We start from the raw sequence: 15788 nt of genomic DNA, 5'->3' as shown, positions 1-15788 counted from the left end.
AACTGGCGGCTCATTTTCTTAACCGAGGTCTGCGTCATGCATCTCCGTTTTCTCTCGTTACCGATCGTGCTCGCGAGTTTGACGTCACACGCCGCGGCGCAGGAAAAGCCCGTCGCGACAAAGCCCGACTTTCTGCTGGAGACGTTCGTCTATAAGCAGGTCGGCACGTTGGAGATCAAGGCCGATGTGCTGATGCGCGAGAAAACGAAGACGCCGCGGCCGGTCGTCGTTTGGATTCACGGCGGGGCGTTGATCAACGGCTACCGAACCGGAGTGCCGAATTGGATGCGCGAAGAGTTTCTGCCGCGCGGTTATGCGATCGTTTCCATCGATTATCGCCTCGCTCCGGAAACCAAACTCCCCGCGATCGTCGACGACGTGACCGACGCGTTTCGATGGGTCCGTGCTTCCGGTCCGGAACTGTTCGCCGCCGACCCGAAACGGGTCGCGGTTTGCGGAGGTTCGGCGGGAGGATACTTGACGTTCGTCACGGGCTATCGGGTGAACCCGAGGCCGGTGGCGCTGGTCTCGTTGTGGGGTTACGGCGACCTCGGCGGCCCGTGGACGTTTGAAGCGAGCAAGCACGCGTGCCACAACGCCGCGCAGAAAACATCGCCGGAAGAAGCGGCGAAAGTAGCGCTCGGTCCGCCGGTCTCGGATGCGCGGGAGCGCAAAGGAGACGGCGGCGCCGTGTATCAATATGCGCGCCGCTCCGGCACTTGGGCCGAAACCGTCACCGGCTGGAATCCGCGCGAGCAGTCGGCGATGTTTACGCCATTTGTGCCTGAACGAAACGTGACGCCCGACTATCCGCCGACGATCATGCTGCACGGCGAGGCCGATACCGACGTGCCGTTCGAGTCGTCGGTACGGATGACCGAACAACTCGCGCGGCACGGCGTCGAACATCGCCTCATCCGCTTCGCAGGAGCCGAGCACGGGCTCCCCAACGCCGACCGGAAGAAGGTCGTCGAGGCATACCATGCGGCCGCGGAGTTCGTCGTGAGGCAGCTTGAGAAGCAGTGAACTTAGGGGAGCCTTTCGGGACAAGTCGCGTTTAGCGCGAGCGTGAGCCGAATTTCTTTTCGAACTCTTGCTTCTGCTCCGCCGTGAGCAGCGCAAGCTTCCGCTCCTGGATCTTCTGCCGTAGCTCGTTCAACTTTTGCTCGCTGGCGCTCAGCTCCGACTTCTCGGCATCGGTTAACTTCAAAGCAGCATCGAGCGCTTCCGCCGCGGCTTGGCGATCCTTGTTGTTTTCACGAATATCTTTATACGCCGCCTCGCGAGCGGCCTTGCGTTCGTCGGTAAGAATCACGTCGCGCTTTTCGGTCGCAGCCGTAAGCTCGCCGATGAGTTCGTCTTGCAGCGTCTTCAAGCCCTTCTTCTGCTCATCGGTCAAGGTAAAGTCACCCGGCATAGCAAACATGCGCTCCAAATCGCGGGTCGCCTGCACCTTGCGATACGTCGTCTTCTGCTCGGGGGTGAGGAGCGCCAGTCGTTGCGTCTCGGCATCGCCGCGGAGTTTCCTGGCCTCTTCTTCGACCGCATCGAGCTTGGTTTTTTGCTCGGCGGTCGGCTTCACTGCCGTAGCGATCAGATCGGCGGCCTCTTGGCGGCTCAGGTTTCCTTCGCGCATCTTCTTATACGCTCCGTCGCGAGCCGTCCTCTGTTCGTCGGTCAAAATCGCGTCGCGCTTTTTCGAGAGTTCGGTAGCTTGCGTATTGATTTTGGTTTGCAGTTCTTCGAGCTTCGTGAGTTGCTCGGCGGTGAGCTTCACCTCGTCGGGAAACAGGGAGCGTGCCCCGCCTCGTCGGCCGTCGGTTTGTCGCTCGCCGCGCGGAGCCTCGGCGTTCGGCTTGCGCTCGCCGCTCGGGGCGGCTTCGCTCGGCTTAGTCGCGCCGTCGCGCGATTTCGCGGCCGGCTTCGGTTCGTCGGCCATTAGCGACGTGGCGGTCAGCGACATGGCGGACAATAGTAATGCGGTCGATAGCAACCCGAAACGTAAATGGAATTTCATGACTGAGTTCCTTGGAAAGAGCGGTGGGCGAGCGAGGGGCGAGGCCGGTGTGGATTCCCCATTGATAGTGAAGCGGCGAGGCGGCAGCAAGCAGATTGCCGTTTGAACGACGACTTTCCGCCGATCTACCGACTGCTTACGGCGAATAGACAGATCGCCGATCTGTTTACTTCTTCGCGCTTACTTCTTGCTTTCCTGCCACCGTTGCCAAGCCAAGCCGGGCCGATCGGTGCGGAACGAAACCAGCCGCCGGTGTTCGACTTCCGTGACATAAGCCGTCCGGCCGTCGGGTCCGCCGAAGCAGATGTTGCTCGGCGACTTGCCGAGCACGTCGACTTCGTGTAGCACTTCCCCCTGCGGCGAGAGCACGACGACCGTTCCTTTGCCGTGGCGCGTGACGTAGAGATTGCCGTCGACGTCGCAACGCATGCCGTCGAAGCCGAAGCCCTCGAACTGTTTCACCAGTTTACGCTCGCCGAGTTTGCCGTCGGCCGAGATCGGAAAGGCCCACACGCCGCGCTGCACGCTCTCGTTCGTGTAGAGCCACTTGCCGTCGGGACTTACTTCGATGCCGTTCGTGGTTCCTTGTTTCTCGGCCACGCGCGTGATCGTGCCGCTCCGATCGACGCGAAAGATCTGCCCGGCGCTGGTGCCCCAATTCGGATCGGCGCAGAAGATCACATCGTCGGGTCCGATGGCGACGTCGTTCGGCTGACTGAAGCTATCGTCGTGCCCGAAGACCGTGACTTCGCGCGTCTTCGGATCGACGCGAAGAACGTTATGGTTGACGTAGTCGGCCACGTACATCATGCCGGCCCGATCGAAGACGATGCCGTTGCCGACGCTTTGCGTCTTCTTCGGGCCGAGTTGGGGCAACTGGACGAAGATCTCGGTCTTGCCGTCCGGCGTGGTCCTGCCGATCGTTCCTTGCTTCTCGAAGTTCACGGCATAGATGTTGCCGGCCGCATCGCAGCCCGGGCCTTCGATGCCGGTCGTGAACCCGTTTTCGGGAGTCAGCGGCGTGGCGATCCACAGCGCCTCGGCAGCGTGCGCCGTGCCGGAGGAGGCGAGAAGAAGGAGCGAGAACGCGTAAGAGCGAAGTCGAAAGAGCATGATGAATTACTTTCGTAAGAAAGCTTAAGGGGGCGAAGCGACCGGCATGGTACGACCTAGCGCGGGCCGGCGAAAGTTTTCGCGATTGTAGAACGGGAGCCGCGCCGGTGCGAATGAAATCCGCCGCCTCGAGTCGTTCGGCTGCGTGAATATCGCCGGCTGTGTTGCGGCGCGAGCCGCCGGCGATAGACTAGCGGCGACTCCGCCTCGCGAACGCCTCGTGCCAACCAGTCCCGTGTAACCCACATCCGAAACTCAACCTTTTCCGGTCTCTATGATCTATCGCCTCTTGGGCTGGTTCACGAACTTGTATCCCGTTTGGCTCCTCGCTACGGCGGTCGTCGGCTATTATCGGCCCGACATGCTCCTCTGGTTCGCGGGCCAATGGATCGTCTGGGCGCTGAGCGTCTCCATGCTCGGCATGGGGCTGACTTTGAGCATCGACGACTTTCGCGGCATCCTCAAGATGCCGAGTTCGGTGGCGCTCGGTTTCGCCTCGCAGTATACGCTGATGCCGCTCATCGGCTGGTTCGTAGCTTGGATATTGCAGTTGGAGCCGGGCTTCGCCGTGGGATTGATCCTCGTGGCGAGTTGCCCCGGCGGTTTGGCATCGAACATGATCACGTTTCTTGCCGACGCGAACGTCGCCCTGTCGGTCGTGTTGACGATGGCATCGACGCTGCTCGCGTTTATCTTTACACCGCTATGGTGCAGCACGCTCGCCGGTCAGTATGTGCCGGTCGATGCGTGGGGCTTATGCGTGTCGACGTTGCAAGCCGTCGTGGTTCCGGTCGTCATCGGGGTCGTGTGCAACTGGCTGTTTCCGAAAGGAGTGGCGCGGGTCGCTCCGTTCGGCCCGCCGATCTCCGTCGTGGCGCTGAGCTTAATTACCGGGGGGATCGTCGCCGCGAGCGCCGATCTGATCGCCGCGAATTTCGGCAAGCTCGTGATCGCCGCCTTCGCGCTCCATGTGCTCGGCTTCTTCCTCGGCTATCTCGTCTCGAAAGTGCTCGGCTATTCGACGGAGATCGCGCGCACCGTGTCGATCGAGGTCGGCATGCAGAACGGCGGCATGGCGGCGATGCTCGCGAAGAAGCACTTCGCCACGCAACCCCTCGCCGCGGTCCCCGCGGTGTTCAGCGGGGTGATGCAGAATCTTCTCGGCGGTCTGCTCGCGTCGTGGTGGCGGCTGCACTCGACCAAGCGCAACACCCCGACCGGCGATTCCGCTTCGCGATGAAGCCCTCTTACGCGAGTCGGAAAAGTTTCTTGGCGTTTTCGTACAGGATCTTGCGCTCGATCGCTCTCTCCGGCGCAAGACGACGAATCGCGGCGATCGTTTGCGAGCCTTGGCAGGTCTTGCCGCTTCCGGCGTCGTCGTTGCAATCGCTGCCGAAGAGAATCTTATCTTGGTGACGTTTCAAGAACTCGCGGGTTTGCTCTTCGTCGCGCAGCAAGGAGTTCAGGCCGGAGCCGGCCGACATATCGGCGAACATATTCGGATAGTCGGTTAAGTAGCGATCGGTCAGTCCGCCGGGAGTGACCTTTCCCTTGGGATACAACACCGACTGATCGGCGTGGTTCTTATCGATGTTGGCCCACCACGTTTGCGCATGACCGATGAAGATCGTCTTCGGGAACTTCTCGAGCACCGTGGCGAAGCGCTCGAAACCACGGTTGTAGGTCCCGTGCTGGAAGTGCAACAGGATCGGCACTTGATGCTCGGCGGCGAGCGCGTACAAGATCCGGCTCTCGGGCGAATCGCACTCGACCATGAACTTCTGCTCGCCGATGATCACGGCGCCGCGCTTCAAATACTTCTCGATCTCGCTCCGGGCCTCGGGAAGATCGGTGACTTCGTTCGCACCGAAATAAAACTCTTTCGGATGCGCGGCGGCCATTTCGACGACGGTCTCGTTGCCGCCGGCTCGGACTCCGCCGAGGCCGTTGTATTTGCCGTCGTTCGTCGAAGGGCGACGCACCGAACTGCCCGCGGGGAGCAGAATGGTTTGCGTGGCGCCCATCGCACGCTGATGAAACAGCAAACGAGCGTTGGTCCGATCGTGGTAGTTCGTGTGCTGGTGAATATCGATGATCGGCTCGGCCGGGTTCGACTTAACGATGTCGGGTGCCGGATCGGCGGCGAACGACGGCCGCGAGAGAGCGGCGGCGCCGAGAGCGAGAGACGTGGCAAGGAAGTCGCGGCGAGTAGTAGCGTGGGAGTGCATGAAGAATCAGCGGAGAGGAAAGGGGCGTAGCGAATCGCAGTACTGATGGTACTGATGCTCGAGCATTTGGATTCGGAGCTTCGATTTTATCTGGCGCTCGACCCCAGAGGAAACGGAAAGGGAGACATGAGCGAGACTAGATATAACGTGCTGCGACATCCTGCGCCGCCGGTAATTCAGGAGGTTTTTGTAGCATCGTCGTTCGTCGGCGGGTTATAAATTGCGTTCGCCGGTGGAGGCGAAGCAATACCTCGTCGCGGAAACGGATTCATGAACATGCGCATAGCGAGTTGGGTTGGTCTGCTGCTCTTCGTCGTCGCCGCGACTCCGGCCTCGGCGGAAGAGCCGGCTCCGAATTGGGTGAAGGTCGCCGAGAAGGCCGAATGGCAGGCGCGCGATTCGCAAGGCGAGGTCGTGTTCGGCGATCGGCTCTGGATCTTCGGCGGCTGGTTCAATTCCTATGCCGCGCCGCCGCGCGACGTCTGGAACTCGGCCGACGGCAAGACTTGGAACCTCGTCGAAAAGAGTGCCCCTTGGAAACATAGCGACCTGCCGATGACGCTCGTCTTCGACAAGAAGATGTGGTTCATGGGAGGCTGGTACAACGGCCGACTCGAAGGACACGGCGCGAGCAACGAGGTCTGGTCGTCGACGGACGGCGCGAAATGGACGCAGTCCACGGAACACGCCGCTTGGACTCCGCGCATCGCGGCCGCCGTGGTCGAGTTCAAAGGCCGGATGTGGCTGCTCGGCGGCACGGAGAACTATTACTTCGGCGACGAGAAGAGTCTGAAGAACGATGTCTGGTCGTCGGCCGACGGCAAGACCTGGGAACTCGCCACCGCGAATGCCGGCTGGTCGCCGCGCGCGTATCATCAGGCGGTCGTGTTGAACGGCAAGATCTACGTCTTCGGCGGCGGCAACTACGTGCCGAAGTACCACGCGACGAACGATGTCTGGTCGTCGGAAGACGGCATCCAGTGGACGAAGGTGACCGCTGCCGCGCCGTGGAGCCCGCGTCTCTGGTTCTCTTCGGTCGTGTATCGGGACCGGATGTGGGTGCTCGGCGGTTGGTCGAACAATCCGTCGCGCAATTGGGGGGACGTCTGGCACTCGCAAGACGGCCGGGAGTGGACGCAACTGAAAACGGCGACGTCGTGGAAAGACCGACACGAGCACTCGGCGTTCGTCTTCCAAGATAAGCTCTGGCTCGCCGGCGGCCATGCGAGCCCGCTGAGCAACGAAGTTTGGGCGCTCGACATTCCGCGCGATTGGTTCGCAGGAAAGAAGCCCGAAAAGAAAGCCGAACAGAAGTAAACGGAACTCCGTCCGCAGCTATCGAGGTTACGCAAGATGAATATCGGTTTCGATGCCTACCCGCTTCGCGCGAACTCGCCCTGTAGATTCCGCTGGGTCGTGTGTTTTGCAGCGGTGTTGCTGGTCGCTGCGGGAGGGTCGGCGTCCGTCGCGGGGGCCGATTGGAAAGTCGGTATCGCGAAGGCCGTGATTACGCCGGCGAAGTCCGTGTGGCTGGCCGGCTACGGCTCGAAGCGCGCCCCCGACGGCAAGCTGCACGACCTCTGGATGAAGGCCCTCGCGCTGGAAGACGAGGCCGGCAATCGGGCCGTGCTCGTTACGAGCGACTTTCAAGGGGTGCCGAAAGTTTTCAGCGATCCGGTCTTCGTGCAGCTCAAGCAACGCTTCGCGCTCGAACGAGCGCAGGTGATGATTACCTTTTCGCACAACCACTGCGGCCCTCGGCTCGGCGACGACCTGATCGATTACTATCCGATCGAAGCCGCTCAGGTGGCCCTGGTCGATGAATACACGACGGAAATGCAAACGGCGATGGTCGAGATGATCGGCCGGGCGCTCGCGGCGCTCGCGCCGGCTCGCATTCAGACCGGCGAAGGGCGCGCGACATTCGCCGTGAACCGGCGCAACAACCGTGAAGCGGAAGTTCCGCAGATGATCGCGAAAGGGACGCCGCTCGTCGGGCCCGTCGATCATGCGGTGCCGGTGATGACCGTGACTCGCCCCGACGGCAAGCTCGACGCGATTCTCTTCGGCTACGCCTGCCATCCGACGACGCTCAACTTCATGAAGTGGTGCGGCGATTATCCCGGCTTCGCGCAGCTCGAACTCGAGAAGAGCCATCCCGGCGCGACGGCGATGTTCGTCAACACCTGCGGCGGCGACCAGAACCCCCTGCCGCGAAGAAGCGTCGAGCTCTGCGAGCGGTATGGGCACATGCTCGCGGTCGGCGTCGAAGAAGCGCTCGGCAAGCCGCTCAAGCCGGTTTCGCCGAAGCTGGCGACCACGTTCGAGATGCTCGATTTGCCGTACCTCAAAGTCGTCGATCGGGGCGACCTGCACACGGCGATGCAAGACAAGAGCCCGGTGCGGGCACGTTGGGCCGCGCGGTTGTTGCAGTTGCTCGATGCCGGCGCAAAGTTTCCCGCGGCCTATCCTTATCCGCTGCACGCTTGGAAGCTGGGTGATGAGTTGCTCATCGTCGGCATGGGAGCCGAGACGGTCGTCGACTACGCGCTGCGCTTTAAGCGCGAGTTCGGGCCGGGCACGTGGGTCTTCGGCTACGTCGACGACATGATCGCTTACATTCCGTCGCGGCGCGTGTGGAACGAAGGGGGCTACGAAGGGGGTTCCAACCTTTTCGAGTACGGCAGGCCGGCGTTTCGCTGGGGAGACGGGATCGAAGAAAACATCGCCGCGGCCGTTCACAAGCTCGTGAAGCAAGTCGCTCCCGAGCGAGCCGCCGCGAGCAATGCCGCGCCGAAGTAAATGGGGCACTGATCGGAGACACCGCAGAGTTTGACGCTCGGCGCAGCGTGAAATAGGATCTCGACTGTTTGGTTCGCAACTGCATCGCTCACACGTGTAATTTCAACGGACCCTTTCCCATGAAAACGACCTTCTCGCGATTCCGTCTGTTCGTGGCGACGGCTCTCTTGCTTGGGCACACAGCTTCGGCCGAGGCGCAGCAAGCGGCGCCGGCGAAACCGCAAGCGGAAGCCACGCGCAAGCCGACGCCGACGGAAGAGATCAAGCAGGCCTTCGAGAGCACGGTCGACATTCGTTTTGACCAACCTTATGCGGGCAACGACAATCCGAAACAGCAGCTCGACATTTTTCTGCCGAAGAAGCGCGTGGACGATAAGCCGGTGCCGGTCGTGGTGTTCATTCACGGCGGCGGCTGGAGCGGCGGCGATAGGAAAGGTTATGCCCAACCTGCGGCCTTCCTCGCGGCAAGCGGCAAGTATGCGGCGATCTCGGTCGGTTATCGGCTGAGCGGCGAAAAGATTTGGCCGGCCCAGATCTACGATTGCAAAGCGGCGATCCGTTGGATTCGGGCTCATGCGAAGGAGCTGAACATCGATCCGGAGCGCATCGGCGCCACCGGCGGATCGGCCGGAGGACATCTCGTCACCCTGCTCGGGCTCACGGCCGGCAACAAGGACCTGGAAGGAGACGTCGGCGAGCATTCCGGCGTAAGCAGTGCGATCACGTGCGTCATCAACTTCTGCGGCCCCTCGGATCTGACGACGCCGCTTATGCAGGGCGAAGCCGCGAAGAAAGACGATCCGGCGGTCGTCGGGCTGATCGGCGGCAGCTTGGCCGAGAAGGCCGACGTCGCCAAGGCGGTCTCGCCGCTCACGTATGTGACGAAGCAAGCGGTGCCGATCATGACCGTCCACGGCACCGCCGATGCGCGCGTGAACTACACGAACGCCGAACGGCTCGATGCCGCCTTGAAGCAAGCCGGCACGGTGTCTCTCTTGATCCCGATGCAGGGGGCCGGCCACGGCATTCCGACCGGGCCCGAGTTGAGCGGCCGGATGCAGCAGTTCTGGGATCTTTACTTGCGCGACGTGAAGTCGGAAATCTCGACCGCTCCGATCGTCGTCGCCCCGCCTGCTCCACCGAAATAAGCTTGAAATAGGCTTCGAGCCGCGAGCGCGAAATTCTCGACTTGGCCGATGCAACCGGCGACTCCGCTGCTAAAATAGAGCGGAGTTCGGCCGTGCGCGGTCCGAACCCCCGCCCCCCTGCTTCGACGATCGGCCTCGCGATCCGCGGCCCTGTTCGTCGCCCAACCGAAACGCTCACGTTCCTCCCTTTTAGGTATCGCCTCATGCGTAGCTGGATTTCTTCGGCCCTGATCGTCGCTCTGCTGCCTGTCGTCGTAACGGCCGATACGCCGGAGCGCAAAGCCGCGGTCGGGCAGTTGGAGCCGTTGCAAGACTTCGTCGGTATCTGGAAGGGAGTCGGTTCGGTCGTACGGGGCTCCAACAAAGGGGGCTGGATCGAGCAGGCCGATTGGCATTGGAAGTTCGCGGCCGACAAGGCCTCGATCGACTTCGCAGCCCCGGCCGGGAAGCACTTCGTCGAAGGCCGGATCTCGTTCGTCGATAAAGGAAAGTTTCGGCTCGATACGAAATCGGCCGACGGCACCCAACACGGTTACACGGGCTCGCTCGGCGACGACGGCGTTTTGACGTTCGATGCCGACGACGCAGACGCGGCCGAAAAGAACGGCGGGCCGAGCCGGGTGACGATTCGCCTGCGGGCCGAAGGGGCTCGGCTCAGCGTGATGCTCGAACGACGGACTCCGCAAGGAGACGCCTATGCCCGACTGGCGGAAATCGGCTACACGCGCGTCGGCAGCGACTTCGGCAAAGGGAGCGGCGGCCCCGAGTGTGTCGTTACCGGCGGCCAAGGGACGATGGCCCTGACGTACAAGGGGAAGACCTACTACGTTTGCTGCACCGGTTGCAAAGACCTGTTCGAAGCCGAGCCGGAGAAGACCATCGCCGAGTACGAAGCCCGCAAAGCGAAGAAGGCGAAGAGCGGCGGCGAGGAGTAAGCCGGAAGTAAAACCGGAGTAAAAAAGAAGCGGGGAGCTGACGCTCCCCGCTTCTTTCGGTAGATCGCTTGTCGGCCGTGCGGCTTATTCTTCTTTCGCACCGCCGAGCGTCACCATGATCTTATACTTGTTGTTCAAGTGCTGATGGGCTTGGCTGGCTTCGCCCGTCTTCGGATAGCGCTTGCACACTTGCTGAAACGTCTTGATCGCGGTTTCGGCCTGACCGGCTTGCTCTTGCGTGTAGCCGATCTGCAGTAGAGCCCAAGAAGCCGAGGCTTCGTACCCGCCGACGATCTGCGTGTAGATGCCGATCGCTTCGCGGAACTGGTTGAGAGCCCGATAGCAGCCGCCGATCTGCTGTAGGTTCGTCGGGAAGTTGTCGCATTGTTGGAACGAGGCGATCGCTTCCTTGTATTTGCCCCCGTCGCGATAGACTTCGGCCAGGCTGTACTGCCAGCGCGGGGCGTTGGCGGCATCCTTCGTGAGCAGGTCTTGGTAGATCGGCACGGCCAGCAGCGGCTTGCTCTCTTCGCGATACGAATAGGCGACTTGATGCTGCCCTTCGATTTGGTTCTTCATCCGGCCGTAGGCCTTGCGGGCATCGTCGCGTCGGTTTTGGGTCTTGAGATACGCGGCATAGCGCGCGAGCACTTCGTCGTCGTTGCCGTACTGGGCCAACAGCTTGTCGTACATCATGCCGGCTTCGGCCTGGCGTCCGGCATACTGATGCATGTCGGCCGCGTAGTAGGCCATCGACTTGGCGCGAGCGCGCTCGGCGTCGTCTTTCGGCGCTTGCGGTTGCTGTTGGATGAAGTACGCGATCGCGTCGTCGGCGACCTTGATTCCTCGGTCCTTCGTTTCGGGAACCGCGATCAGACGCCCGAGCGGTTCGCGCACGTAGAGCCACAGGTAATACGAGAGCTCGGGCTCTTTCCAGGTAGTGCCCATCGAGGCCACGCCGTCGGCGAAGAGACCGTCTTCGAACAGCAAGATCGCCAAGGTCCGCGAGATTTCGCCGATCTGCCGGCCGGCATCGCCGACGCGCGGCGCACTGTGAACCAACTCTTTCAATAACGCGATTTGCCGACCGCGGTCTTGTTCGATGCGGGCCAAGTCGGCCAGATCGAGTCGCGCGAGGATGGCGACCATCTCGCCGTTGTGCTTATCGAGCAGCTTGAGATACGCGGCCTTGGCCTGCTGTATCTCTCCCATTTCCTTATAGGTGCGGCCGATCAGATAGGAGCAAGCGACGGCGTCGGCCGACTCGGGCCAGTAGTCGATAACCGTTTGATAGCCGTCCTTCACGGCCGTGTTCAGCTTCTTGATTTTGACTTGGCAGTTGGCCCATTTCATTTGCGCGTAGGAGCAGCCCTCGCTCGTTTCATAGAGCGTGACGAACTTTTCGTACTCGCCGGCGGCGACCGCCCAGTTCTGCTCGCGGTAGTATTTCTCGGCGATGTTGAGCTGATAGCGCTCGGTTTCGCGGAGCTTCGCCCAGCGATCGACCGCCATTTCGTCGAGCTTTTCATAGCCCTTCGCCGCATACGCCTCGACCGGAGCGGCCGACGCAAAGCCGACCAGCAAGAGACCGACCAAGACTGAAGTTCGACAGACACGAATCATCGCAACACCTCTAAAATTTCCATCAGGTTCCGATGCGAATTTTACCATCATGGCAGCTTCCGGACACACAACGGCGCTCGACGAGGAAGAGTTATTTCCCCATCCGGGCCATGAGCCACTTGGCGTATTCGTCGTTGGCATACGCCATCACGTTCACGCCCAATTGATAACACGCTTCCCAAACTTCGGTGCGGACGCCGGAGTGGCCGTCGCTCCAAGCATCGCCGATATCGCCGGGATGGTAGTAGCAAACCCAACGACCGTTGAGCTTCCAGCCCCAAGCATCGCGACCACCGTGCGGCGAGACATACGGCAAGAACGGAATCTGGTAAGGGACGCGGTGAATGATGTCGTCGAGCGGCACCTTCACCGGCTCGATCTCCGGCGCCACCAGCCGCATCATCGCGAAGGCTTGGCTATGGAAGCCCGAGCTGCCGCCGTTGTCGATGAACAGCATCCCTTGCTTGTCGAACAAGTATTCGCGCAGCGTCTTGATTTCGCTCTTCGAGAGCGTGATCGACCGCTGCCCGGTCATATACATCAGCGGCGGGCTCTTACCGGCCGGGAAGTTATCCAGCTGCGAAATGGTGCGCGACTCGGTCTGGTCGGCCGTCTTCTGCCCGGTGCGGACGTTGAATTGAATCAACATATTGAGATCGGCGCCGATGCCGAAGTCTTGATCCCAATCGCCGCCGGCGTATTCGAGACGAATGAAGCGCGTCTTGCCCATCGCGGTGCCGCCGGCGTATCCGGAAACGTCTCCCTCGCCTTGGCCGATCGAATACTTATGGGCCGTCTTCTCGACGAGCTGTAATTTCACGTCGTCGATCGGCCGCGTAGCCATGATGATCGAGCTGTACGGATTGATGACGAACTTCTTCTTGATCACCTTCTGGATCTTCACCGTCTGCGCAATCGTCTGGTGCTTACCGCCGCCGGCGGGAAGTTCGTAGATTTCTTGGCAGCCGCCGAGTTGGCTCGACAGCATGAAGCCGAGGAAAAACAATAGCGAATAGTTCGCCAAGATCGCCAGCGACTGATGCAGCTTGGCGTTGTGGCGGCCGTAGTACCAAGCTTCGGGATGCAGCGGATTCCAATCTCGCTTCCGCTTCTCCGTCGAATCCAAGTGGATGCCGTGGTGGAATCGCTCGTTCCAACGACGCTCGACGTACCAGATGATCCAGACGAGGCCGACGACGAACAGGCCGGTAAGGCCGAAGTCGGCGAGCTTCGCACGGACGATCGCAAACTCGAATCGATCGGCCGCATAGACCGAAGCCTGCCACAACAGCGGGAACGCCAAGGTGTACTTGGCATAACGCGTGGGCCCTTTCAGCCGGCGACCTTGTCGCACGAGCCACAGGCCGCACAAGCCGGCGAGGCCGAAGAAGATATCGTAGAAGGTGTCGCCGGGAATGAAGCGCCCTTCGAGCCCGAGGAAACCGAGCCGGATGATCGTCGGAATGGCTCGGGCCATCCAAGCGCAGACGACCACGACCCACACCGCGTAAGCCGCGACGATCGAGACCAGCTTCAGTCGACTAGGACGTGCCGAGTTCATGCCGAACGTTCCCGCACGATGACGTAGGTGCGGATCACTTCAAATCCTTCAGCAAGTCGTCTTTGCTGTTGTCCAAGGGGTTCTTCTTCGGATCGGAGATCTTCGTATCGCCGATGCCGAGCTTCCCGAGAACATCGGGCGAACCGGGGCCGGCGTCAGACGCGGCGGAACCCGAGGCCGGGGTCGCGGCAGCTGCACCCGTTCCCGCAGCAGGTGCGGCGGCCGGATTCGCCGCGGCCGGGGCTGCAGCGGCGGGAGCCGCTTCAACGACCGCAGGCTTCGTCGCCACGACGGGGTTCATCTTTCGCATCGCATACGGCCAGAGCGTGCCGATGACCATGAAGATCAGCGTGATCACCGAGGCTGCGACCGTGCCGCGCACCAAGCTGCTGCCCGCGACGACGCCCAGCATCTCTTGCGGGCTGCGGCCGCGCAACTGACGCACGAACTCGCGCAGTTCTTCGGCCGTGGCGTTGGCGCCGCTGCGAGCGCGATGAATATCGCCGGCGAGGCCGCGCGGAGGTCGGGCTTCGGTTTTCGGTGCGTTGGTCATGTTATCCTTCTTTTTTGTCGAGAATATGGATGATCTCGCCACCGGCTTTGCTGACCGCTTCCAAGACTTTTTCGAAGGTCAGCGCCTGGGCTTGTTTATCGATCTTCAATAATACGGTTCGCTCGCCGCTGCCGGCCGTACCGAGCGCTTTCTCCACGGCATCGGCCAGGCTCATCTGATCGACCGCGTGGCCGTTCAAATAAAGCTTGCTATCGACATCGACGACGATGCCGACGCGCGCCTTCTTCGCCGCTTCGACCGTCGTGGTCTTGGCGGGGTTCCATTGCAAGTGGGCATCGTCTTGCGCCTTCGCCAAGATGACGAAGAACACCAGCAGGTTGAAGGCGATATCGCCCATCGCCACGCTGGGAACTTCGACCTTGAATGAGCGCCGTGAAACTTTCATGGATAGATTGCATGCGAAGGATTCGCCCCGATCGCTCGGAGCCTAATTCGCAACCACCGTTTGTTCTTCTTCGAGTTGCAACGTGACGATCCCGCCGGCATCGCCGATCAGGCCCGTGTAGAAAATCCATTGATCGTACGGCGTATCCTTCGAGCTTTTCACGACCACGACCCGATCTTCTTGCTTCGTCTTCGACGACAGCAAGGTGCGCAAGTCCGGTAGGAACTCCATCGCCGTCTTCTTCTTGCCGTTGATCTCGGCCGTGGTGCGCGTCAGCGACACTTCGATGTTTTGAGTTTGCTCGGTCTGTTGCTTCGGGTCGCTACGCGGAATGTCTTGCTTCCGGCCTTTGTCGGGCTGCGTCGATGCGCAGACCAAGAAAAACACGAGCAGATTGAACGCAATATCTCCCGTCGCCACGCTCGGCGGCTCGATGAGCATCTTGCTGGTTGAACGACGAAGTTTCATGGTTTGAACCGGATCCTAGACCGCCGCTACCGCTTCGGGAGCCGATCGATCCACGCCTGCTTGCTGATCGATGACCGTTTGCAACGTCACGGCTTCGATCAATTCCGAAGCCGAGCCTTCGACTTCGAGCACGAAGCTGTTGATCAAGCTCGTGAAGTAGTTGAAGGCCGTGAACGCCGGAATACCTACGACCAAGCCCAACACGGTCGTGAGCAACGCGGTCATGATACCGCCGGCCGCCGCTTGCACGATGTCGGTCTTGCCGTGCTGCGCGACGATATCGGCGAACGAGATCACCATACCTTGCACCGTGCCGAGGAACCCGATCATCGGTGCCACGCTGGAGACCGTCGCAAGGATCGGCAGATGCGTTTCGAGCGCGGCCGTAACGTGTACGCCGTAGTCGTCCATCGCCTTCACGACTTGCTCTTCGATCCGGCCCGGATCGTAGTTCAGTTTCCGGAGCACGAGCAGCTTGCGGAGGCCGGTACCGAGAATCGCCGGCACGGGGCCTTGCGCCTTGTTGCAGACTTCGAGCGCTTCTTCCACGCGATCTGCTTGCAACAGGTCGAGCACTTCACGACGAAGCTCGTCCGTATCGGTCGACAACATCTTCAAGCTGCGATAGCGCTCGATGATGACGCCGAACGCCAACACGCCGAGGATGAAGATCGGCCACATGAAGAAGCCCCCTTCGATCATGTAGCCCATCGCGCCGCTTTCATACCAAGCGGGTCCGGTCGCGACGACCGTATCGATCGCCGCTTGCGCGGCGGCCGTGCCGGTAGCGGTTGCGGTGGGAGCGGCGGCGGCGGTCGCCGCTGCCGTAGCCGAGGGGGTAGCGGTCGCCGCTGCTTGCGCGAACAAATAAAACATACCGAGCTATCCTTCGTAATGCGCCGCGCCGACCGGCGAACGCCGGCGCGCGAGGCGC

At 61.3% G+C, this 15788-nt stretch carries 15 protein-coding genes; 6 read left to right on the top strand and 9 right to left on the bottom strand.

The genetic code is table 11. The features are described from left to right. Window positions 1–36 precede the first annotated feature (36 nt). Entirely contained in the window at window positions 37–1026 is a 990-nt protein-coding gene (locus tag K8U03_01940; GenBank protein ID MCE9603645.1) for an alpha/beta hydrolase, read from the top strand. A gap of 31 nt (window positions 1027–1057) precedes the next feature. Here K8U03_01940 and K8U03_01935 read toward each other — a convergent pair whose 3' ends face one another. Both K8U03_01935 and K8U03_01930 read right to left on the bottom strand, forming a co-directional pair. Beyond that, a complete protein-coding gene (locus K8U03_01935) occupies window positions 1058–2017 on the bottom strand; it encodes a hypothetical protein (protein MCE9603644.1) in 960 nt (319 codons plus the stop codon). 180 nt (window positions 2018–2197) lie between these two features. Continuing rightward, window positions 2198–3130 (bottom strand): SMP-30/gluconolactonase/LRE family protein, encoded by a 933-nt coding sequence (locus K8U03_01930; protein MCE9603643.1) that lies wholly within the window; start codon window positions 3128–3130, stop codon window positions 2198–2200. A 277-nt stretch (window positions 3131–3407) separates the two neighbouring features. Between K8U03_01930 and K8U03_01925 the strand changes: the two genes are divergently transcribed. Then, window positions 3408–4370 carry a bile acid:sodium symporter family protein gene (locus K8U03_01925; protein ID MCE9603642.1) on the top strand — a complete coding sequence of 321 codons (963 nt, stop codon included), beginning with the start codon at window positions 3408–3410 and terminating at the stop codon, window positions 4368–4370. Window positions 4371–4377: 7 nt separating this feature from the next. Here K8U03_01925 and K8U03_01920 read toward each other — a convergent pair whose 3' ends face one another. Next, window positions 4378–5358: an amidohydrolase gene (locus tag K8U03_01920; protein ID MCE9603641.1), complete on the bottom strand. Its 981-nt coding sequence runs from the start codon at window positions 5356–5358 to the stop codon at window positions 4378–4380. A gap of 276 nt (window positions 5359–5634) precedes the next feature. On the opposite strand from K8U03_01920, the gene K8U03_01915 reads away from it, so the two are divergent. The 4 genes from K8U03_01915 to K8U03_01900 all read left to right on the top strand — a co-directional run bounded on the left by K8U03_01915 (window position 5635) and on the right by K8U03_01900 (window position 10243). Further along, window positions 5635–6675, top strand: a complete 1041-nt coding sequence (locus K8U03_01915) for a galactose oxidase (GenBank protein ID MCE9603640.1) — start codon at window positions 5635–5637, stop codon at window positions 6673–6675. 36 nt (window positions 6676–6711) lie between these two features. Further along, the gene (locus K8U03_01910; GenBank protein ID MCE9603639.1) at window positions 6712–8160 is read left to right on the top strand and encodes a neutral/alkaline non-lysosomal ceramidase N-terminal domain-containing protein; all 1449 of its coding nucleotides are present in this window, start codon (window positions 6712–6714) and stop codon (window positions 8158–8160) included. Between the two features lie 119 nt (window positions 8161–8279). Continuing rightward, on the top strand, window positions 8280–9308 hold the full coding sequence (locus K8U03_01905; GenBank protein MCE9603638.1) for an alpha/beta hydrolase: 1029 nt from the start codon (window positions 8280–8282) through the stop codon (window positions 9306–9308). Between the two features lie 794 nt (window positions 9309–10102). After that, a complete protein-coding gene (locus K8U03_01900) occupies window positions 10103–10243 on the top strand; it encodes a YHS domain-containing protein (GenBank protein ID MCE9603637.1) in 141 nt (46 codons plus the stop codon). 84 nt (window positions 10244–10327) lie between these two features. Here the strand turns inward: K8U03_01900 and K8U03_01895 are convergent, their stop codons facing one another. From K8U03_01895 to K8U03_01870, 6 genes are all read right to left on the bottom strand, one after another. Further along, a complete protein-coding gene (locus K8U03_01895) occupies window positions 10328–11866 on the bottom strand; it encodes a tetratricopeptide repeat protein (GenBank protein MCE9603636.1) in 1539 nt (512 codons plus the stop codon). A gap of 91 nt (window positions 11867–11957) precedes the next feature. Next, on the bottom strand, window positions 11958–13427 hold the full coding sequence (locus K8U03_01890) for a DUF4159 domain-containing protein (GenBank protein MCE9603635.1): 1470 nt from the start codon (window positions 13425–13427) through the stop codon (window positions 11958–11960). A gap of 34 nt (window positions 13428–13461) precedes the next feature. Further along, window positions 13462–13980: a hypothetical protein gene (locus K8U03_01885; protein MCE9603634.1), complete on the bottom strand. Its 519-nt coding sequence runs from the start codon at window positions 13978–13980 to the stop codon at window positions 13462–13464. 1 nt (window position 13981) lies between these two features. After that, window positions 13982–14386: a biopolymer transporter ExbD gene (locus tag K8U03_01880; protein MCE9603633.1), complete on the bottom strand. Its 405-nt coding sequence runs from the start codon at window positions 14384–14386 to the stop codon at window positions 13982–13984. A gap of 42 nt (window positions 14387–14428) precedes the next feature. After that, window positions 14429–14854, bottom strand: coding sequence for a biopolymer transporter ExbD (locus K8U03_01875; GenBank protein MCE9603632.1), 426 nt, complete (start codon window positions 14852–14854; stop codon window positions 14429–14431). A 15-nt stretch (window positions 14855–14869) separates the two neighbouring features. Next, a complete protein-coding gene (locus K8U03_01870; protein MCE9603631.1) occupies window positions 14870–15565 on the bottom strand; it encodes a MotA/TolQ/ExbB proton channel family protein in 696 nt (231 codons plus the stop codon). Window positions 15566–15788: the final 223 nt, after the last annotated feature.

Source organism: Planctomycetia bacterium, assembly GCA_021413845.1.
Classification (GTDB): Bacteria; Planctomycetota; Planctomycetia; order Pirellulales; family PNKZ01; genus PNKZ01.
Note: the sequence above shows the minus strand (reverse complement) of the source record. Positions and strands in the feature narration are given on the sequence as shown.